Below are 20086 nucleotides of genomic sequence, written 5' to 3'. Positions count from 1 at the left end.
CGGCAAGGAGATATATTGCCAGACCGGAGGGGCCCCGGGGGCGGGAATCTGGGCGTACACATTTCCTACATATCTTGTGATGCGACTAACGTTTGCCAGCCGTTAACTACCGCTCGCCGAGCATCTCTTTATATAAGGCAGTCTCATGGTTAAAGCGGATACGTCCCCCTAGCTAAAGCACAGCCAGCATCGAGCAACTCATCACGTTCTTCCACCGAGAACCCCTCGGCGTAGACGCGCACCACTGGTTCGGTCCCGCTAGGACGGACCAGCAGCCACGTGTCATCCTCGAATGCCAAACGCAAGCCATCCATATGACTAACGTTTTGCGGCACCTTGCCACAAATCGACTTGGGGTTTACACCCGGCAGCAGGGTTCGTAACGTTTCGGCATCTTCGGCCTCAAGGCGTAAATCGCGTCGACCGTAACTCGTCTTACCAAATCTGTCCTCGAGTTGGTCGACCAGAACGCCCAAAGGCGCGTCCGTCTTTGCCATAAGCTCACACAGAATCAGACAGGCGAGGATTCCATCGCGCTCGGGCATATGCGCGGCGATGCCGATACCACCGGCTTCTTCGCCGCCCATGAGGACGCCGCCCTTCTTCATCTCCGCCGCTATATATTTGAAACCGACTGGTTTGACGGTCACGCGGCAGCCAAGCGCCTCGGCAATGCGACGCACGAGCGTCGAGCATGAAAGATTGACGACGACTCGCCCCTCCAAATTACGAAATTGAACCAAGTCGCCCAAAACGAGCGCCATGATCTGATGCGGATGTATATATCTGCCGCGCTCGTCAACCGCGCCGATACGGTCGGCGTCGCCGTCGGTCACCAGGCCAGCGCAAGCTCCGTCCTCGATAACCGTGCGCTCGCAAGCGTCCACCCACGGTTCAACGGGGTCGGGGCAGATATCTTCTTGGTCAGGTCCCTGCCCGGCGTGAATCTCGTGCACCTCAACGCCAAGCTCGCGCAGCAAGTCGGCTAGATAGCCCTGGGCCGCGCCGCCCATGGGATCGACAACCACGCGCAGGTGCGCGGCGCGGATGGCTTCGGCATCGACAAATGATGCCACCGCCTGCATATAGTCAGGAATGATATCCGCGGTGCGATATTGCCCCTCGATCCCCATTGGCTCGGGAGCCATGGTCTCTTCGAGCTCTTCGATGACATCCTGGTTGGCGGTTGAGCCGTCACCCATGCGAATCTTGAGGCACAGATAACCCTGCGGATGATGGGACCCCGTCACCATGAGCGCGCCGCACGCCTCACCGTCATAAGCCGCCGCCCACGTAAGGGCAGGGGTCGGAACAGGTCGCGAAGCGAGCACGGCGTCCAGCCCGTGCGCTGCTAGCACGCCCGCCGCAAGTTCAGCGAACTCGCTCGCCAGGGGCCGGGTGTCGAACCCTATATATACCGTTTTGCCCGGATTGGTCTTTTGCCACAACTCGCCGACGGCATCGGCGATACGGGCAACGTTATCGGCAGTGAAGTCCTCATCGACGCGAGCGCGCCAACCGTCAGTTCCAAAATGAATTATCGCGCACACGCGCAGACACCTCACAGTGTTTGGATCATGGTACGCATGGGGTATACCCGCAACATGCACTCGGCAACCTGCCGGCACCAGCATTCACCATTTGGGCAAATGCTGCCGAGGACATGCAAGCAATAAAAAAAACCGCCCCGTATGGAGCGGTTTTGCCCTTTATATATCGAGCGCCTCGGCCATCGCTGCCGTAGTGATTGCCGTGGTTCCACAGCAACTGCCCACCATTGCGGCACCGGCATGTCTCCATTCGATGCATGCGCGCGCGAAAGCTTCGGGGTTCTCGTGCCATACGGGGCCATCCTGAGTCTGGACCGGATCGCCTACGTTGGGACGCACCGTGACGGGAGTAGTCGCCGATGCAACCATCCTGGGCACCGCCGCGTTCGCGGCCGCAAGCGAACAGCAATTAACACCAACCGAGTTTGCGCCGTGTTTTTCGGCGTACAAAACGGCTGCCTCGATGTTGAGGCCATCGCCCAACAGGTCGCCTTTATCGTCAACGACAAAACTCACCAGAACAGGCATGCCATCGGCGGCATCTCGGGCGCCGGCAAGCATGGGCTGCAAATTACGGATAGACGTCACCGTCTCGATCAGCAGACCGTCAACGCCGGCGTTGAGCAAGGCGTGCGCCTGTTCGCGCGCAATGCCTCGGATTTCACGATACTCGGCAGAGTCCTCGGCAAACCACTCAATACCGATCGGGCCCATCGAGCCCAGCAGCAGCTGAGGGTGCGCCTGGCGGGCATCGTCGACGGCCCCGCGATTGACCTCCGCCACGGACGGCGCAATCTGGTCATGCTTGAGGGCATAGCTCGATGCCTGAAAGGTGTTGGTAATGAGCACCTGCGCGCCGGCGGCGACATACAAGCGATGGATACGAGAAACGGTCTGCGGCTCTGCCAGATTCCAAAACGCCGGTGGAATGTCGGCGGCATCGTACTCACTCAACAGAACACTGCCCATGGGGCCCTGCGCCAACAAGGTCTCGCTCGACAAGCGGCGCGTAAGTTCCTCGGCACCAAAGCGGTTGTAATAACTCGTATCCATATATATCCCGCTATTCCTCGACGCTGATTCCCTGCTTTTCGAGATAGGCGAGCCAGCGGCTCATCGTGTCCTCGGATAGCGCATGCTCCATCATGCAGGCCTCGGAATCGGCTCGCTCAAATTCGACACCGAGCTCCTGAACCAAAAACGTGCGGATGAGGCGATGACGGTACCAGATAGCCGTGCCAACCTCGCGGCCGCGATCGGTCAGGATCACCTTGCCGTAGTGCGATTGCTCGACAAGCTCGGATGCCTTGAGCGCCGAAACCGCTTTATTGACCGATGCCTTGGAGACGCCAAGGCGCTGCGCGATGTCGACCGATCGCACGCCGTTGGTTTCCCCCTCTTCGCTTTCAATGCGAACCATGCACTCCAAGTAGTCTTCGTTCGCCACCGTCAGATGTAGTTCGCGCGAGCTATTTGTCGTATCCATGATCTTCCGTCCCTTCTGCATTCATTGGCTGATTCTACCCCATCCAAGCGTCGCGGTATGCCGTGGCATACCGTGCTAGAGTTCTTGTTGCACACGACGACCAAGATTGGAGCGGTCTTTATGGAAAACACCACCACGAACCCCGATGTCCTCGAGCGCTTTTTGCGCTACGTCCAGATCAACACGCAGTCCGAGGATGCAAACTGCGACCAGGTACCCTCGAGCGCCGTTCAGTTTGACCTTGCCAACGTGCTGGCTGAAGAGCTGCGCGAGCTTGGTGCGGAAGATGCCCACGTGACCGAGCACGCCTATGTCTGCGCACATATCCCCGCAAGTGTGGGCGCTGAGAACAAGCCTGCCCTGGGCCTGATCGCCCATCTCGACACCACCGAAGTTGCACCGGGCGCCGGCGTGAAGCCGCACATCGTGCACTACGAAGGCGGCGACCTGGTCTGCGGCACGGTTGACGGTAAGCCCGTTGCCATGAGTACCGCCAAGCTTCCCGCCCTGAACGACCTCGCGGGTGAGGACCTGGTCTGCAGCGATGGCACCACGCTGCTGGGCGCGGACGACAAGGCAGGCGTCGCCGAGATCATGTCGCTTGTCGCGCGTATCGCTCAGGACCCTTCTCTGCCCCATCCCACACTCGGCATTTGCTTCTGCCCTGACGAGGAGATCGGCCACGGAGCCGAGCTGTTGGATATCGATGCCTTTGGCTGCAAGTACGCCTACACGGTCGACGGCGGCCCCATCGGCGAGCTGGAGTGGGAGTGCTTTAACGCCGCCGAGGCGACCGTCCGCTTTGAGGGCCAGTCCATCCACCCGGGCGACGCCAAGGGCCGTATGGTCAACGCAGGCAATCTGTTCTGCGACTTCAACGCGTTGCTCCCCTACGCGCAGCGCCCGGAGTATACGGAAGGCTACGAGGGCTTTTATCACCTTGAGGGTGTATCTGCGACCGTCGATCACGCCACAGCGCGCTATATCGTCCGCGACCATGACGCCGCCAAGTTCCAGCAGAAACTCGACCTTATTGATGCCGCCGCCTCGATGCTCAACCAGCGTCTGGGTGAGGAGCGCGTGACGGTCGAGATTAAGCAGCAGTATCGAAATATGGCCGAGATCGTTCGTGACTATCCCGAGCTTATTGATGTTGCCAAGGAAGCCTACCTTGCCTGCGGCGTTGAGCCCCAAGTGCTGCCGATTCGCGGCGGCACCGACGGCGCCCAGCTGTCGTTCCGCGGTCTGCCCTGCCCCAACCTTTCCACCGGCGGCTATTGCTACCACGGCGTCAACGAGTTCGTCCCGGTCAGTTCGCTCGTCAAGATGACCGACGTGCTCCAGGAGCTCGTCGCCCGCTTTGCATAAGCCTGGCTGCATAAGTCCAAAAGACGAATCGCCCCGTCCTCAACCAAGAACGGGGCGGTTTTTGATACAAGGGGAGTAGTCAACATCGCAGGTTGAGCCAACGTCAGCGAGCGACGTCCAAGGCGAACAAGTTGGCATGAAAAAGGCAGGGCATTGACCTTCTGGTCATGCCCTGCCTTTTGAATGACAAATTGTCGCCTTGGGCGGCGCGCAGCGTCGAGCCGTTACGGCGTTTGGTAAAACGCCGTAACTTAGTAGTTGGCTTCGTAGCCGTTACCGTCGCCGGTGGGCTCTTCGTAGTAGTCCGAATCGCTCGAATCGCTTGAGTCATCGGAATTGTCAGAGCTGACCGATGAGGTTGCGGTACCGTTTGCGTAGTCGTCAGACGTATTGTTGTTCAGGTCGCCAATCGTAGAGCTGGAACCGTCGGAAAGACCCATGGTGTTGGGACCCTTGGGATCCTTGCCGGCATCGACACGCTCCATCATTTCCTTGAGCTCGTCCTCGTAGACAAAGACGTAGCTCACACCGTCGATCATGGTGCTGTCGTCGGCGTACGAGGGCAGGTTGGCCGAGTAGATACCGTCGACATCCATACCGCGCATGGCGTTGACCGTAGACACGATATCCTGAACGCTCATATCGGTTACGAGCATATCGGACAGCGAATTAACCAGGCCAAAGATCTTCGTGGCATCGAAGTTATTGAGAATCTGGTTGGCAAGGGCGCCAAGCACCTGACGCTGGTGGCGCATGCGCGTGTAATCGCCGTCGGCATAGATGTAGCGGCAGCGGGCATAGGTAAGGGCGGTAGCTCCGTCCATATGCTGCTGACCAGCGGTGATCTTAATATCCAGGTGCTCGGGGTCGTCAACATCATCGGTTGCGTTAATGTCGATACCGCCAACCGAATCAATCAGCGCCTGCATACCGTCGAAGCTGACCTCGGCATAGTGGGAAATCTGAACACCGCACAGCTCGTTGACCGCCTCGACCATGGCTTCGGCGCCGCCAACGGTATGGCAGGCGTTGATCTTCATGGTCTCGCCCTTGTACACGACCCTGGTATCGCGCGGAACGGAAATGAGCGTCGCCTGCTTTTGCGTGGGGTCGATGCGTGCCAAGATAATCGAGTCGGCACGATACGTATCCTCGCCCGGACGGCCGTCGGTGCCAAGAAGCAGCACGTAGAACGGATCCTTTGCCTCATCGGTGTCAACCAGAACCCGACGCAGATTGTCGGTAATGACATTAGAATCGCCGAGCTTGCCCATAATGGTGGCAAACCACAGGCCGGCAGCGGTAGTGGCACTCAGCAGCACGCCAAGCACGACAATGAGCGCGACGTGACGAATCGTGTGGCTACGACGGCGCTGGCGGGCGCGCTCGGAATAGCGAGCGACGTTGTCGCGGCTGTAGATCTTGGCCTGCGCACCAGTCGAGGGTCTTCGGGTGTTATCCGCCAGGGGCTTCTTGTTAAACATAGGCAACCTGCATTAGTAGATGACGGGATCGGGGACGGTGGCATGTTCGACATGCGCGCCAAGCGCCTGCAGCTTTTCGACAAACTGCTCGTAGCCACGTTTGATGTGATGGATGGCAGAGACCTCGGTAACGCCGTCGGCGATAAGACCGGCAACCACAAGCGCCGCGCCGCCACGAAGGTCGGGCGAGGTGACCTGTGCACCCGAGAAGCCCTTGACGCCATGAATCATGGCATGATGGCTCTCGATACGAATGTCGGCACCCATGCGCACCAGCTCAGAGGCAAACATAAAGCGATTCTCGAAGATGTTCTCGGTAATAACGGAACTGCCATCGGCGAGGGCGGAGAGCACCATAATTTGTGCCTGCATGTCGGTCGGGAAGCCGGGGAACGGAAGCGTCTGGATGTCGACCGGCTTGATGCGCTCGGCGCGATTCACGTGAACGCCGTCGTCAGTACGCTCGCAATCGATGCCCATGAGCTCCATCTTCTTGAGCACCATGCCCAGATGGATGGGGCAAAAACCCGTGACGTCGACACCGCGATCGTCAGCCATCAGCGCACCGGCGACGATAAAGGTACCGGCCTCGATGCGGTCGCCCACCACGCGATGGGTAACGGGATGGAGCTCTTCCACGCCCTCGATGGTCACGACAGGCGTACCGGCGCCGACAATCTTGGCGCCCATTTCGTTGAGCATGTTGGCGAGATCGACGATCTCGGGCTCGCGGGCGGCATTGTCGATAACCGTGGTGCCCTGTGCGCGCACAGAGGCCATGATGAGGTTCTCGGTCGCACCGACACTGGCAAACTCGAGCGTGACGGTGGTGCCGCGCAGGCCCTGAGGCGCGCTGGCGTTGATGTAGCCGTGGGCGGTATCAAACTCTACGCCCAGGGCCTCAAGACCCAGAATGTGCATATCGATCTTGCGAGCACCCAGGTTGCAGCCGCCCGGCATGGCGATCTTGGCGCGATGGAAGCGACCCAGCAGGGGTCCCATGACGGCGGTGGAAGCACGCATCTTGGCAACGAGCTCGTAGGGGGCCTCCCAAGAATCGGCCTGAGAGGTATCGATCTCGAGCGTGTGCTCGTCGAGAACATCGATCGTAGCGCCCATGCCCTTGAGCACCTTGCCCATCACGTGGACATCGGAAATATCGGGCACGTTCTGCAGCGTCGTCTTGCCCGGCGCCAGAAGCGTTGCCGCCATGAGTTTGAGCGCGGAGTTCTTGGCACCCGAAACGGGCACGGAGCCTCCGATGGCATGGCCACCCTCAACGCGGATAATATCCAAGGTCTACCCTTTCAAAAAGCATGCCCGGGGTGGCTGGGCCATCCCGGGCATGATGTGTTCGCAAATGGTCGAACGTTAAATCGTTTGACTATTGGGCAAGCTTGAGCTTACACCATGCGATTTCATTATAGAGGTAGGCGCGGCGTGCATCATCCTCCGACAAATTACCCAGCTTCTCTTCAAAACCTTGAATATCAGCTTTAAGCTTGTCGGCATCGACGGTCGCCAGATCGCAAGCGCGCTCGGCGAGAACGGTCACGACATCGTCCGCAACCTGGGCATAGCCGCCGGCCACGGCAAACGTGTGGTCGACAGTGCCCATGGCCTTATCGGAAACGCGAACGTAACCGCGGTCGATCGTGCAGATCTCGCTGGAGTGAGCAGGCAGAACGCCAAACTCGCCATCCGTGGACGGAATCGACACAAACGCAGCGTCGCCCTCATAGGCGCAGCTCACGGGGCACACGATGCGGATACGCATAACCTACTTCTCCCCCATCTTGCGGGCGCGCTCGCGCACGTCCTCAATCGTGGAAGCATAGCGGAAAGCCTGCTCGGGCAGGTCATCGGCCTTGCCGTCGACAATCTCGGCGAAGGAGCGGACGGTATCCTCGACGCGGACGTAGACACCGGGGTTGCCGGTGAACTTCTCAGCGACGTGGAAGGACTGCGAGAGGAACTGCTGAATCTTACGAGCGCGGTTGACCGTAAGGCGCTGCTCCTCGGACAGCTCGTCCATACCCAGAATGGCGATGATGTCCTGAAGGTCGGAGTACTCCTGCAGGAGCTCCTGGACCTTGACGGCGACACGGTAGTGCTCCTCGCCGACGATCGAGGGATCGAGAGCGTCGGAGGAAGACGCGAGCGGGTCGATAGCCGGGAACAGGCCGAGCGACGAAATGCTACGCGAAAGAACCGTGGTGGCGTCGAGGTGCGTAAACGTCGTGGCAGGCGCCGGGTCGGTCAGGTCGTCTGCGGGGACGTAGACAGCCTGGACGGAGGTAATGGAGCCCGTCTTGGTCGAGGTAATGCGCTCCTGGAGGTCGCCCATCTCGGTTGCCAGCGTGGGCTGGTAACCAACGGCGGACGGCATACGGCCCAGCAGTGCGGAAACCTCGGAACCTGCCTGGGAGAAGCGGAAGATGTTGTCGATGAACAGCAGAACGTCCTGGCCACGATCACGGAAATACTCAGCGGTGGTAAGGCCGGCCAGACCGATGCGAAGACGCGCTCCGGGCGGCTCGTTCATCTGACCATAGACCAAGCAGGTCTTGTCGATAACGCCAGACTCGCTCATCTCGAGGAACAGGTCGGTGCCCTCGCGGGTACGCTCGCCGACGCCGGTGAACACCGAGGTGCCGCCGTGCTCCTGGGCGAGGTTGTTGATGAGCTCCTGAATCAGAACGGTCTTGCCGACGCCGGCGCCGCCGAACAGGCCCGTCTTGCCGCCACGGATGTAGGGCTCAAGCAGGTCGACGGCCTTGATGCCGGTCTCGAAGATCTCGGTCTTGGTGGTGAGCTCGTCAAAGCGGGGCGCTGCATGGTGGATGGGGTAGAACTCCTCCACCTCGGGCATGGGCTTGCCGTCGACGGGCTTGCCCATGACGTTCCAAATGCGGCCGAGCGTCTTGGGACCAACGGGCATCTTCATGGGCTCACCGGTATCGGTGGCGATGAGGCCGCGCTGCAGGCCGTCGGTCGAGGACATGGCGACCGTGCGGACGACGCCGCCCGGAAGCTGACTCTCGACCTCGAGGATCGTGCTCAGATGACCGATCGGGGTCTCGGCCTCGACCGTGAGCGCGTTGTAGATCGGGGGCACCGCGCCGTCAAACTTGACGTCGACGACAGGGCCGATGATACGCACGATGCGACCATCACCGGCAGTCGTCTTCTTGGTGGCTTCCTCGACCGCAAGCTTTACGGTGTTATTAGCCATTACTGTTCCTCCAATGCTGAGGCTCCGCCGACGATCTCGTTAATCTCGGTCGTGATCGAAGCCTGGCGCACGCGACTATACGTGCGGGTAAGGGTCGAGATGATCGCGGTGGCGTTTTCCGTCGCGGAGTGCATGGCCTTGCGGCGTGCACCCTGCTCGGCAGCCGCCGAATCGATCAGGGCCTGGTAGATGACCGTCAGGATATACGACGGTACAAGCTTGCCGAGAACATGCTCGGGAGAGGGCACGAACTCGAACGTGGACGAGATGCGCTTAGGGGCGTCGGTCTCGTTCTTACGCGGACCGTGGGCCATAGCGATCATCTCGGGGTCGAGCGGCAACAGATGCTCGACGCGAAGCTCCTGATCCACGCGGTTCTTTGCGTGGTGGTAGACAAGCTCGACACGGTCAAGCTCACCGGCACGATACGCATCGCAGATATGAGAGGAGATCATGCGGGCCTGATTGAAATCGGGCTCAGAGGAGTTGCCCTCAAAGTGCATGATGACGTTTGCGCGGTCGCGAAAATACGTGGCCGGCTTGCGCCCGCACGCGATGATCTCGCACTCGATGCCGTCGTTCGCCCAAGAAGCGGCGAGCTTTTCGGCCGTACGCTCCACTGTCGTATTGAAACCGCCGGCAAGGCCGCGGTCCGAGGCAATGACGACAATCAGGCCATGCTTGACGCTCTCATGCTTCTGCAGCATGGGATCGGTGCCCGAACAGGAGGCGTCGCCGGCGACCGTCAACATGACGTCGGTCAGCGCCTCCTTATAGGGCTCGGCCTGTTTGGAGCGATCGAGGGCACGACGGATCTTGGCCGTAGAGACCATCTCCATCGTGCGCGTGATCTGCTTGGTCGTGGTAACCGAGGAGATTCGCTTCTTAATGTCGCGAAGGTTGGCCATAGGGCTTAGTTCTCCTCTGATCCAGAAACATCCGAATGGTGCTTGGCCATGAACTGCTGCTTAAAGTCGCCGATGACGCGCAAGAGCTCAGCCTTGGTGTCATCATCGATCTTCTTGGCGCGAACCTTGTCGAGCAGTAAGCCAAAGCCATTGTCCATGTACTCGATGAGCTCGGCACGGAAAGGCAGCACGTCGGCGATCTCCAGGTCGTCCAGGAAGCCCTCGTTGCCAGCGAACAGCGCAACGATCTGCTCGCCAACCTCAAATGGTTTATAACGCGGCTGCTTCAGGAGCTCGGTCATGCGGGCACCATGGGTCAGCTGCTTCTGAGTAGCCTCGTCAAGGTCGGAGCCGAACTGCGTAAAGCCGGCGAGCTCCTGATACGAAGCGAGGTCCAAACGGAGGTTGCCGGCGACCTGCTTCATGGCCTTGGTCTGCGCGTCGCCACCAACGCGGGACACGGAAATGCCCACGTCGACTGCCGGGCGCTGACCCTGGAAGAAGAGCTCGGACTGCAGGTAGATCTGACCATCGGTAATGGAAATGACGTTGGTCGGAATGTAGGCCGAGACATCGCCGTCCTGGGTCTCGATGATCGGCAGGGCCGTCATGGAGCCGTAACCGTTCTTCTTGGACATCTTGACGGCACGCTCGAGCAGACGAGAGTGCAGGTAGAAGATGTCGCCAGGATAGGCCTCGCGTCCGGGCGGACGATGCAGCGTCAGCGACATCTGACGGTAGGCCACAGCCTGCTTGGACAGGTCGTCGTAGATGACGAGCACGTGACCGCCGGGGTTGGTCTCGTTGGCGGGCTTACCATCCTCGCCGTTGTACATAAAGAATTCGCCGATAGCGGCACCGGCCATAGGCGCAATGTACTGCATAGGGGCGGAATCGGCAGCGGTGGCCGAAACGATGATGGTGTAGTCGAGCGCACCGTGCTGAGCGAGGGTCTCGCGGATGTTGGCAACCGTGGAGGCCTTCTGGCCGATGGCGACATAGATGCAGACCATGCCCTTGCCGCTCTGATTGAGGATAGCGTCGATGGCAATGGCGGTCTTACCGGTCTTTCGGTCGCCGATGATGAGCTCACGCTGACCACGGCCGATAGGCACCATGGAGTCGATAGCCAACAGGCCGGTCTGAACCGGCTCGCACACCGGGGTACGGTCGATGACACCGGGGGCCTTGAACTCGATGGGACGACGGTGCGTGGCGACGATGTCACCCAGGCCGTCGATAGGCTGGCCGAGCGGATTGACGACGCGGCCAAGCATAGCACGGCTCACAGGGATATCCATAATGCGGCCAGTGGTGCGGCACTCGTCGCCTTCCTTGATGGAGTCGACGGCACCAAACAGAACGGCGCCGACCTCGTCACGGTCAAGGTTTTGGGCAAGGCCGAAGACGGTCTCACCGGTATCGGAGCTCTTGAACTCCAGAAGCTCGCCTGCCATGGCGCTCTTGAGGCCGGAGACGCGCGCGATGCCGTCGCCTACCTCGTCGACCGTTGAAACCTCATGCGTATCGACCGTCGCGGAGAGACTCGTGAGCTGCTCCTGCAGTTTCTTGGCGATATCCTGGGCATTGAGGGTTTCGGACATTAGGCTTCACCTCCGTACGAATTAGCAGAGTTTGCGAGGGTCTCCTGCGCGATGCGCAGCTGCGTCTTGACGGAAATGTCACGACGCTCGCCGCGGGCCTCGAGCACCAGGCCGCCCACGATAGACGGGTCGACCTGCTCGATAAGAAATACCTTGCGGCCGAAGTCCTGCTCGCATTTCTTAGTGATGGTTTGACGCAGCTCGTCGTCGAGCGGGATCGCCGTGGTGACGGTCACGCCCACTACATCCTCGTCTTCCTCGGCAACATACTTAAAGGCAGCTGCCACCTTGGGAAGAAGGTCGAGCTGGTCGCGCTTGGACATGGTGTCGAGCACGGCGATGATCTCGGGGCTGGCAGAAGCCAAGCGCTCGATCATCTCGAGGTCCTCGAACACATGGTTCTCGGCCTTGGCGGCTTCCAGAAGGGAGCGCGCATAGGTCTCGAGCACCTTGTCCTGATAGCGGCTAGTCGGCATTCAGGCTACCTGCTTCCTGGATGTAGCGCTCGATGAGCTTCTTCTGCTCGGCCTCGTCCTCGAGTGCCTCGCCCACGATCTTGGTGGCGACGGCAACGGACAGGTCGGCGATGGAGCTCGCGGCACCGGCGTAGATGGACTTGCGCTCGTCCTCGACAGTCGTATGGGCCTTGGCGATGATCTCCTCTGCCTCCTTGTGAGCAGCCTCGATGATACGGGCGCGCTCGGACTCGGCGTCCTTACGGGCCTCGAGAACGATGTCGGCAGCCTGACGACGGGCGTCGGTGACGATCGAGTCGGACTCAGCACGCTTGGCGATAGCCTCCTGCTTGGTCTTCTCGGCCTCGTCGAGGCTCTCCTCGATCTTCTTGCCGCGCTCCTCCATGGTTTTCATGATGCCCGGCAGGGCGACCTTGGCCAGCACGATCCAGATAATCAGGAAGGCGATAAGCGCCGGGATGAACTCCGCCATCTTAGGGATGAGGATGTCCGCACCGGCAGCGCCGTCCTCGGCGAACGCGGAAACCGGCATGAGCAGCGCGGCCGCGGACGCGGAGAGTGCGATCGCGCTCTTCTGGGATGAAAGATTCATACTTGACGCTCCGTGCTATTTAACGATCAGCGCGACAACGAAGCCGATCAGAGCCAGAGCCTCGCCGAAGGCGGAGCCCATGATGAAGACGGTGAACACGCGGCCCTGGACCTCAGGCTGACGGGCCATAGCACCCGTAGCACCCAGAGCAGACAGGCCGATAGCAAGACCAGCGCCGATAACACCGAGACCGTAACCGATAACTCCCACGATTCCTCCTTTGTCGTGCGTGTCTTATTTCACGCAGGATAACCTTTTTATAACTGCCGGGCTCCATGGGTACGGGCACCGGCGGTTTAACGAATTGCCTTACCTTTAAGACGCGAACGGAAGACTACTCCTCCTCCGCGACCTCCTCTGCCTCAGAGACATACACGGCGGTAAGGACTGTGAAGACGTAAGCCTGGATGGCGCCGACCACAAGCTCGATCGCATAGATCAGGATGAGGATAGCAAGCCAGGCCAGCGAAGGCAGGGCACCGACGGCGTGGGCCGCGGAAACCTGCTGAAGCAGCGGCTGCATGAACATGCTCGCCATGATGGCGAACGAGCCCATGACCACGTGTCCTGCGAACATGTTGCAGAACAGACGGACGGCGAGTGTGATGAGGCGCAGGAAGGTCGAGAAAAGCTCGACGACCCACACAAGCACGTTCATCGGGAAGCTCACGCCCTGCGGGGCGAGGCTCTTGATGTAGCCGATCACGCCGTGAGCCTTGCATCCGTAGTAGATGAAGTACACGAAGGCGAAGATGGCGAGCGCGGCGGTGGAGCCGATTGCGCCGGTGCCGGGCTTCATTCCCGGGATCAGGCCGATCATGTTATTGATCAGGATGAACAGGAAAAGCGAGCACAGGAACGGGAAGTGCTTCTTCCAGTTCTCACCCACGACGCCCTTGCCGATATCGTTCTCGACGTACTCGATGATGTACTCGAAACCGTTGACGAAGAAGCCCTTGGGAACTAGGGTCTGCTTCTTCTTGAACACGGCCAGGACGATCAGGAGCACGATCGTGGAGACGATCAGCCAAAACGAGTACTGCGTGATGCCGCAGCTCAGATCGCCCACGACAGGAGTGGAGCTGAACTCGCTAACCAGATGATTAATCTCATCAGGCAGCTTTTCAAAAATTTCCACGACTTACCTTTCGACCTCATGAGGATCTCGCAGCGCCTTGGCGACGCGAACCGTGCAGGCGGCCATAAAGGCCACGAAGCCGATCGCCTCGCCCAGGAGGAACATGCGAAATGCCTCTCCGAACAACACAAACACAACCAAGGTAAAGACGAGCAGGGCGATTGCCGAGACCGCCAGACTCACCATGCCCTTGAGCATGTCCGCATTCTGCTTATCGTCAAGAACCGGCTTGAGCGTAAAAACAAAGGGAAGAAAGGCGACCGCGCCCGCGATGACGCCTGCAACGATAGCGAGCAGATCGGCTATCTGAAACACTGGCGTCCTCACTTTCCTTCTTTAACGCTTCCCAGAACAGTTCCCGCCAAACATTGGTGACTATTGTACGAGCCAATCGCTAAAGTACAACCGAAAAAGCATCGGTTAATACTCACCTGTTCGTTTTCTTAAGACCTTCTTTATGTCGCAGGTAGGTAATACGTTTTTCTCGAACCCCTCTGGGCTAAACGTCCGTTAACAGGAATGCGCGTGGACGTCTTTTTCTCGCCCGCGCGCACCATTTCTTCGTATTTGTGACCGTAGCCGACAAGGCCCGACGACTAGAGCGTGCCGTAGATGCGGTCGCCGGCGTCGCCCAGGCCGGGAACGATGTAGGCTGCCTCGTTGAGATGATCGTCGATGGCGCAGGTATAGATATGCACGTCGGAGTCCTTTTCGGTCAGCGACTTGAGACCCTCGGGCGCCGCGACGATGCACAGCATGCGGATGTCCTTGACACCGCGCTCGCGCAGGTAGCTGATGGCCATCTCGGCCGAACCGCCCGTGGCGAGCATGGGGTCGACGACCAGGCAGATGCGCTGGTCGATATCCTTGGGCATCTTGCAGTAATACTCGTGCGGCTCGTGGGTAACCTCGTCGCGCTCCATGCCGATGTGGCCCACGCGAGCGGAGGGCACCAGGTCGAGGATGCCGTCGACCATGCCAAGGCCCGCACGCAGGATGGGCACGATGGCGAGTTTCTTGCCGGCGAGTTGTTTGAACGTGGCGGTAGTGATGGGGGTCTCGACCTCGACGTCTTCCATAGGCAGGTCGCGCATGGCCTCGTAGCCGTCAAAAAGCGCGAGTTCGCGCACGAGCTGGCGGAACTGGTTGGTGCCGGTGTTTTTGTCGCGCAGGATCGACAGCTTGTGCTGGACGAGCGGGTGATCGACAAGCGTCACACGGGACGCGTCGTAGGTGACGGTCATGGGTTGATTGCCCCTTTCGTTGCGGCCGCAAAACGGCCTTGCTGACAAGGCGCGCAGCAATGTTGCCGCCGAACGCCATGCATTAGTTTAGCGGTTTATTGTATCGAGCAGCCCATCGCAGCCCTACTGTGCGGTACTGAGCGAGCGCTTGACTGCATCACGCCAGCCCGCAAGGTTTTGCTCGCGGCGCTCGGCAGACATGTGGGGAAGGAAGGTCCTAACGATCTGGGCATTTTGCTCCAGCTCTTCTAGGTCTTCCCAATAGCCGACGGCAAGACCCGCCAAGTACGCGGCACCGATTGCCGTGGTCTCTACCGTCTCGCATTGCAGCACGGGGATATCCAGCAGGTCGGCCTGGAATTGCATGATGAACTCGTTGCGCGAGGCACCGCCATCGACAGACAGGCGCTCGATCGAAAGCCCCACGTCCTGCTCCATGGCGCGCAGCACGTCGTAGCTCTGATATGCCATGGATTCGCAGGCGGCACGTACGATGGTCGCACGGCTCGAGGCGCCGGTCAGACCGCACACGATACCGCGGGCATGCGGGTCCCACCAGGGAGCACCCAAACCCGCAAAGGCGGGAACGAAGTAGCAGCCCTCGTTGTCGTTAATCGAAGCGGCGAGTTGTGCCGACTCGCTCACGCTCGAGATGATGCCCATGTTGTTGCGAAGCCAGTTCATGGTGGAGCCGGCAGCGAAGATGGAGCCCTCGAGTGCATAGCTGATCTTCCCGTTCGCAGCGATACCGATGGTGGAGACCAGGCCGTTCTTGGATTCGACGATCTCGTCGCCGGTGTTCATGAGCATAAAGCAACCCGTGCCATAGGTGTTTTTGGTCTGGCCGGGACGGAAACAGCAGTGACCGAACAGCGACGCCTGCTGGTCGCCCGCCACGCCCATGATGGGCGGCGTGTTGGTCATGATGTCGCTCGCGACGCGGCCGTAGTCGCCCGAGCTCCAGCGAACCTCGGGCATCATGGAACGTGGAACGTCAAAGAGCGCCAGCAGGTCGTCGTCCCAGTCGAGCGTATGGATATTAAAGAGCGCCGTGCGGCTGGCATTGGTGTAGTCGGTGGCAAAGACCTGGCCGCCGGTGAGGTTGTAGATGAGCCAGGTGTCGATGGTGCCAAACATGAGGTCGCCCGCCGCCGCGCTCTCGCGTGCGCCGTCGACGTTGTCGAGAATCCACTGCACCTTGGAGGCCGAGAAATACGGGTCGAGCGTGAGTCCCGTGCGGGAGCGCACCAACTCCTCGCAACCCTGTTCAACCAACGCGTCGATTGCCGGCGCGGTACGGCGGCACTGCCATACGATGGCGTTATAGATCGGCTGACCGCTCACGCGGTCCCAGACCACCGTGGTCTCGCGCTGGTTGGAGATGCCGATGGCGGCAATGCGGTCGGAGTGGATACCGCTCTTAAACTGGACTTCCATCATGACGGCGATTTGACTGGCGAGGACCGCCATGGGGTCTTGCTCTACCCAACCGGGACGCGGAAAACTGGTTTTGACGCTGCGACGCGCCTGCGCGACGATGCATCCGTACTCGTCGACGATGGTCGCAAGTACCGAGGTGGTGCCGCAGTCGAGCGCCATGATGTAGGAACCGCCAAAGTTAAACGAAGCATCTTCCATGCCCAGGCTGCCCAGATTCAACGACATCGCTTACACCTTTCTATTGCATCGGGTCGGACAGGACCCGTTCGATCTCTGATGCGGGAAGTGCGCCTTGGCGCAGGATCTGGAGCCCGCCGTGCTGGAACGACACGATGGTCGAGGCGTCGCGACACGGGGTCTCACCGGCGTCGACGGCAACATCGACCCCCTCCAGGATGCGACCCTCGACGGCGGCAAAGCTTGCCGGCGAGGGCGCGCCGTGCGTATTGGCGCTCGTGCAGGCAAGGGGACTGCCGCAGGCGCGGATGAGCGCCTGGACCACGGGAGAGGCCGAAGCGCGCAGGGCCACGGTGTCGTCGGCAGCGCGCATAAAGGTCGGCACGCAGGGGGCTGCCTTAATCACGATAGTCAGGGCTCCCGGCCAGCATCGTCGCGCGAGTACGCGGGCATCTTCCGGGATATCCACGCCATAGCGGTCGAGCGCTTCGACGCCATCGACCAGCCAAGCGACGGTTTGCGTGAGTTCACGTTGCTTGAGAGTGAAGATGCGGCGGTAGCCGGTACCGAGCGCAGGGACCGCGGCGCCATTGACGGTGGCTTGCGGGTCGCATGACCACGACGGGAACTCGCTTGTATCTTGGGGGACGGCATCGGAGAAGGCTTTAACTGCCACGGCGACACCGTAGACAGTCTCGGTCGGGATCAAGGCCAGGCCGCCGCGGCCGAGCACCTCGGCAGTGCGCTCGACGGCAAGCCGATGCGGCTCGCGCGCTCCCTCGTATACCCGATAGACCGTCTGCATGTGTATGCCAGCCCCTTACGCTCTGGTGCAAGTTTGTTTACTGTGGGGCATTCTCGCACGAAACGTTCAACCTATTTGTCCAGAGCGCATGTTGGTTTGGTGAGCGGCTCTAGTAGTCGGTGAAAGTGAGGGGGTTATTGGACTGCGACGAGCTTCTTTGGCCTGCCGGCATGGCGTTCTTGGGCGGCGTAGCGCTCGATGCTGTCTATCGTTATCATCCGACGGCCGTCGACGAGTTCAACATCGAGCTTTCCGGCTTTGACCAGCGCGGTGATCCGCGGAGCGGAGACTTTGAGGTCCAGCGCTGCGTCTTTAAATGTTCGGCACGCCGCTTCCCGAGCGTCCTCGTGGTCGATTTCGACTGAAAGGGCCACGACCTCGGCCGAGCGTTCGTACCCTGCCGGAGTCAAACCGTTGTTGAGGTCGTCGGCTAAAAACGCCATCAGCGCCTCGGTGGCATGGGCAATCGCTTCTTCGCGCGTATCGCCATCGGCAAGGGCGCCGGGAATCTGCGGGAAGCTGGCACAGTAACCGTCGTCTTCTTTTATGAGAACGCAATCATAGGTAAATCGATGCCTCATTTTGCCTCCAACTACCATCCAGCTTGGCGACGAATACTTGCCCACGTGCCCTTCTTTGGTCGATCACCACCAGAGCCGTTCACGGCGACAACACGGCCACCAGAAACATACTTAGCATGACTACCGACTTGCGCGACCTTCACGAATCCATCGTGCTTGAGTAGGGCAATGATTTCCCGAAAGGTAGGAGGTTGCATGGACCGACCTCTGTCAGCCGTCCTAATTATAAACTACTTTATAATTTTTGCTAACCAGTTAATAAATATTACTGGCGCTGTTTGGGCTCGGTGACGATGGCCCGAACGATGCGGGGGCGATCGGTGAGATCACGGACGACGCGCACATCCGAAAGGCCCGCCTGGCGGCAGAGTTCGGCGGCGGCGTCGAGGGCACCCTCGTAGAGCTCACAGGCAAAGAGTCCGCCGGCACGCAGCATATAGGGTGCCGCATTGAGCAGGCGGCGGAAAATGTCCAGGCCATCGGCACCGCCCTCGAGCGCTAAATCGGGCTCGAAGTCCTTGACCTCGTGCGGCAGCGAGCGCATAACGTCGGTCGGGATGTAAGGCGGGTTGGAGACGAGCACGTCGAAGGTGCCCCACTCGTCGTGGGGAATGGAGCTCACCAGGTTGGTGAGGCTGAAGGCAACCTCATCTGCCGTGAGGCCGAGCGCGTCGCGGTTTTTGGTGGCCAGATCAATGGCACGCGGCTCGATATCGGTAGCGGTGCAGGTAACGTGGCCGCGGCGCTCCCAAGCAAGGGAGAGCGAGATGCAGCCCGTGCCGCAGCCGACCTCGAGAACGCGAGCAGTGCGGGGCTCGGCTGGGGCAGGCGCAGCGGCATCCAGAGCTGAAGCCGTCTCCTGGTCGGCACCCTCGATGGCGATGCCGTATTCGTCGAGCTCGGGCTCAGCAGCTTCCGCAGTCTCGGCTTCCGCTGCCTGCGCGGCGGCTTCCTCGGCCTCGCGGTCGGCCAGTTCCTCGGCATAGGCACGGCTACCCAGCACGTCGCTGCCTAGCGCCGCCTCATCGGCAGCCGTCAGGTTAGCGGCACGGCGCTCGGCGGTCGCGCGTTCGTCTGCCAGCGCGGCCTCGGCTTTGCGGGCCTGCTCGACCTCATCGTTCCAAGGCAGCTCAACACGCTGACGGGCAGCAGCCTCGGGGCCCAGCACCTCGGCATCCAGATAATTGAGGACTTCCTCGACGAGCATCTCGGTCTCGGGGCGCGGAATGAGCACACCGGGGGCGCACGCGACGTCGATCATGCGAAACTGCGTGCTGCCCGTGATGTATTGCAGCGGCTCGCCCTTAGCGCGGCGGACAACGGCCGCGTGCATGGTCTCGAGCTGGGCCGCGTTAAGCATCTCGTCCATGCGCATATATAAGTCGATGCGTGCCAAACCCGTGGCAGCGCACAGCAGCCACTCAGCAGAAAGACGGGGGTGCTCCTCGCCACGCTCGGCTAGGTACTCCTTGGTCCACTCAAGACAACGCTTGATGGTCCAGATCTCGTTTGCCATGGGGCCCTCCCCTCTTAAGCGCCGGGCGGCGCGCGAATGTCGGAGCAGATTGTACGCGAGGCAAGCGTTTGGCAAGGGACGATTGAAGGCGATTATCGACAATCAGCCCAGATTTTTACTTGGAACCTGCCCGAAGTGTTCATTCGTCGACGTCTAAATCTGCATCCGTCAAGTTTTTGGCAAGGTTGCCCCAAAACTGACCAATATCTAACCAAGAACTTGCCAAATCACTTGACGCGCGACAAGGCAGAATTCGCCCCATGACTTCTCGAACGATATTTTGAGCATTATTTTCGATCGCAAACGAATGCCACTCATTGTTTTAAGCAGGTAAACAGCTCAATGCCTATCAAAGCTGATTGAATAACACCTCAAAGCAATGTACCCAACCTAGTCGTTGGGGACGTTCTTATTCGACTAGTCGTTTAAGAACGTCCCCAACGACTACTCATTTAAGTCTGTCCCCAATGAGTGCCCCGCCA

At 60.1% G+C, this 20086-nt stretch carries 21 protein-coding genes; 1 reads left to right on the top strand and 20 read right to left on the bottom strand.

Translation table 11 applies throughout. From position 1 onward, the window contains the following. Positions 1-149 precede the first annotated feature (149 nt). From DW732_RS09360 to DW732_RS09350, 3 genes are all read right to left on the bottom strand, one after another. Positions 150-1550 (bottom strand): phosphoglucomutase/phosphomannomutase family protein, encoded by a 1401-nt coding sequence (locus DW732_RS09360; RefSeq protein ID WP_118099391.1) that lies wholly within the window; start codon positions 1548-1550, stop codon positions 150-152. Positions 1551-1709: 159 nt separating this feature from the next. Continuing rightward, positions 1710-2603 (bottom strand): homocysteine S-methyltransferase family protein, encoded by an 894-nt coding sequence (locus DW732_RS09355; RefSeq protein ID WP_035138801.1) that lies wholly within the window; start codon positions 2601-2603, stop codon positions 1710-1712. A gap of 10 nt (positions 2604-2613) precedes the next feature. Beyond that, positions 2614-3036 carry a metal-dependent transcriptional regulator gene (locus tag DW732_RS09350; protein WP_040359600.1) on the bottom strand — a complete coding sequence of 141 codons (423 nt, stop codon included), beginning with the start codon at positions 3034-3036 and terminating at the stop codon, positions 2614-2616. Positions 3037-3156: 120 nt separating this feature from the next. Between DW732_RS09350 and pepT the strand changes: the two genes are divergently transcribed. Continuing rightward, entirely contained in the window at positions 3157-4404 is a 1248-nt protein-coding gene (pepT, locus tag DW732_RS09345; protein WP_118099390.1) for a peptidase T, read from the top strand. Positions 4405-4655: 251 nt separating this feature from the next. Here pepT and DW732_RS09340 read toward each other — a convergent pair whose 3' ends face one another. From DW732_RS09340 to DW732_RS09260, 17 genes are all read right to left on the bottom strand, one after another. Next, positions 4656-5888: an LCP family protein gene (locus tag DW732_RS09340; RefSeq protein ID WP_117793860.1), complete on the bottom strand. Its 1233-nt coding sequence runs from the start codon at positions 5886-5888 to the stop codon at positions 4656-4658. Between the two features lie 12 nt (positions 5889-5900). Continuing rightward, a complete protein-coding gene (gene murA / locus DW732_RS09335; protein WP_117734918.1) occupies positions 5901-7184 on the bottom strand; it encodes a UDP-N-acetylglucosamine 1-carboxyvinyltransferase in 1284 nt (427 codons plus the stop codon). Positions 7185-7272: 88 nt separating this feature from the next. Next, positions 7273-7665, bottom strand: a complete 393-nt coding sequence (gene atpC, locus DW732_RS09330) for an ATP synthase F1 subunit epsilon (RefSeq protein ID WP_006235718.1) — start codon at positions 7663-7665, stop codon at positions 7273-7275. Between the two features lie 3 nt (positions 7666-7668). Next, positions 7669-9123, bottom strand: coding sequence for a F0F1 ATP synthase subunit beta (gene atpD, locus DW732_RS09325; RefSeq protein ID WP_006235717.1), 1455 nt, complete (start codon positions 9121-9123; stop codon positions 7669-7671). After that, on the bottom strand, positions 9123-10031 hold the full coding sequence (gene atpG / locus DW732_RS09320; protein WP_117743860.1) for an ATP synthase F1 subunit gamma: 909 nt from the start codon (positions 10029-10031) through the stop codon (positions 9123-9125). The genes atpD and atpG overlap by 1 nt, the downstream gene beginning before the upstream one ends. Before the next feature lie 5 nt (positions 10032-10036). After that, positions 10037-11635 (bottom strand): F0F1 ATP synthase subunit alpha, encoded by a 1599-nt coding sequence (gene atpA, locus DW732_RS09315; protein WP_117734916.1) that lies wholly within the window; start codon positions 11633-11635, stop codon positions 10037-10039. Further along, positions 11635-12111, bottom strand: a complete 477-nt coding sequence (locus DW732_RS09310; RefSeq protein WP_006235713.1) for a FoF1 ATP synthase subunit delta — start codon at positions 12109-12111, stop codon at positions 11635-11637. The genes atpA and DW732_RS09310 overlap by 1 nt, the downstream gene beginning before the upstream one ends. Next, positions 12101-12703 (bottom strand): F0F1 ATP synthase subunit B, encoded by a 603-nt coding sequence (gene atpF, locus DW732_RS09305; protein WP_117635548.1) that lies wholly within the window; start codon positions 12701-12703, stop codon positions 12101-12103. The genes DW732_RS09310 and atpF overlap by 11 nt, the downstream gene beginning before the upstream one ends. Before the next feature lie 15 nt (positions 12704-12718). Next, positions 12719-12913, bottom strand: a complete 195-nt coding sequence (locus DW732_RS09300; protein ID WP_022094262.1) for an ATP synthase subunit C — start codon at positions 12911-12913, stop codon at positions 12719-12721. A gap of 124 nt (positions 12914-13037) precedes the next feature. Further along, positions 13038-13841: a F0F1 ATP synthase subunit A gene (atpB, locus tag DW732_RS09295; protein WP_022094263.1), complete on the bottom strand. Its 804-nt coding sequence runs from the start codon at positions 13839-13841 to the stop codon at positions 13038-13040. A 3-nt stretch (positions 13842-13844) separates the two neighbouring features. Next, complete coding sequence (locus DW732_RS09290; protein WP_117734915.1) at positions 13845-14156, bottom strand: hypothetical protein; 312 nt, start codon at positions 14154-14156, stop codon at positions 13845-13847. Positions 14157-14437: 281 nt separating this feature from the next. Beyond that, on the bottom strand, positions 14438-15085 hold the full coding sequence (gene upp, locus DW732_RS09285) for a uracil phosphoribosyltransferase (protein WP_118099389.1): 648 nt from the start codon (positions 15083-15085) through the stop codon (positions 14438-14440). 123 nt (positions 15086-15208) lie between these two features. After that, complete coding sequence (glpK, locus tag DW732_RS09280; RefSeq protein WP_117793863.1) at positions 15209-16750, bottom strand: glycerol kinase GlpK; 1542 nt, start codon at positions 16748-16750, stop codon at positions 15209-15211. Positions 16751-16763: 13 nt separating this feature from the next. Further along, on the bottom strand, positions 16764-17507 hold the full coding sequence (locus DW732_RS09275; protein WP_117858898.1) for an L-threonylcarbamoyladenylate synthase: 744 nt from the start codon (positions 17505-17507) through the stop codon (positions 16764-16766). Between the two features lie 134 nt (positions 17508-17641). Next, positions 17642-18133, bottom strand: coding sequence for a type II toxin-antitoxin system HicB family antitoxin (locus DW732_RS09270; RefSeq protein WP_147356382.1), 492 nt, complete (start codon positions 18131-18133; stop codon positions 17642-17644). Further along, a complete protein-coding gene (locus DW732_RS10215) occupies positions 18100-18285 on the bottom strand; it encodes a type II toxin-antitoxin system HicA family toxin (protein ID WP_117843243.1) in 186 nt (61 codons plus the stop codon). Before DW732_RS10215 ends, DW732_RS09270 begins: the two co-directional genes overlap by 34 nt. A gap of 68 nt (positions 18286-18353) precedes the next feature. Then, positions 18354-19604 carry a HemK/PrmC family methyltransferase gene (locus DW732_RS09260; RefSeq protein ID WP_118099387.1) on the bottom strand — a complete coding sequence of 417 codons (1251 nt, stop codon included), beginning with the start codon at positions 19602-19604 and terminating at the stop codon, positions 18354-18356. Positions 19605-20086 lie beyond the last annotated feature (482 nt).

It is taken from the genome of Collinsella sp. AM28-11LB, assembly GCF_003469895.1.
In the GTDB taxonomy this organism is placed as follows: Bacteria; Actinomycetota; Coriobacteriia; order Coriobacteriales; family Coriobacteriaceae; genus Collinsella.
This window is presented reverse-complemented; position numbering and strand designations above follow the sequence as displayed.

Coding starts and splice junctions, on each gene's coding strand:
- DW732_RS09260 (WP_118099387.1), bottom strand. CDS start 19,604: ATGGCAAACGAGATCTGGACCATCAAGCGTTGTCTTGAGTGGACCAAG.
- atpA (WP_117734916.1), bottom strand. CDS start 11,635: ATGTCCGAAACCCTCAATGCCCAGGATATCGCCAAGAAACTGCAGGAG.
- upp (WP_118099389.1), bottom strand. CDS start 15,085: ATGACCGTCACCTACGACGCGTCCCGTGTGACGCTTGTCGATCACCCG.
- DW732_RS09355 (WP_035138801.1), bottom strand. CDS start 2,603: ATGGATACGAGTTATTACAACCGCTTTGGTGCCGAGGAACTTACGCGC.
- DW732_RS09340 (WP_117793860.1), bottom strand. CDS start 5,888: ATGTTTAACAAGAAGCCCCTGGCGGATAACACCCGAAGACCCTCGACT.
- glpK (WP_117793863.1), bottom strand. CDS start 16,750: ATGTCGTTGAATCTGGGCAGCCTGGGCATGGAAGATGCTTCGTTTAAC.
- atpF (WP_117635548.1), bottom strand. CDS start 12,703: ATGAATCTTTCATCCCAGAAGAGCGCGATCGCACTCTCCGCGTCCGCG.
- DW732_RS09275 (WP_117858898.1), bottom strand. CDS start 17,507: ATGCAGACGGTCTATCGGGTATACGAGGGAGCGCGCGAGCCGCATCGG.
- DW732_RS09350 (WP_040359600.1), bottom strand. CDS start 3,036: ATGGATACGACAAATAGCTCGCGCGAACTACATCTGACGGTGGCGAAC.
- DW732_RS10215 (WP_117843243.1), bottom strand. CDS start 18,285: ATGCAACCTCCTACCTTTCGGGAAATCATTGCCCTACTCAAGCACGAT.
- atpD (WP_006235717.1), bottom strand. CDS start 9,123: ATGGCTAATAACACCGTAAAGCTTGCGGTCGAGGAAGCCACCAAGAAG.
- pepT (WP_118099390.1), top strand. CDS start 3,157: ATGGAAAACACCACCACGAACCCCGATGTCCTCGAGCGCTTTTTGCGC.
- atpG (WP_117743860.1), bottom strand. CDS start 10,031: ATGGCCAACCTTCGCGACATTAAGAAGCGAATCTCCTCGGTTACCACG.
- DW732_RS09310 (WP_006235713.1), bottom strand. CDS start 12,111: ATGCCGACTAGCCGCTATCAGGACAAGGTGCTCGAGACCTATGCGCGC.
- atpC (WP_006235718.1), bottom strand. CDS start 7,665: ATGCGTATCCGCATCGTGTGCCCCGTGAGCTGCGCCTATGAGGGCGAC.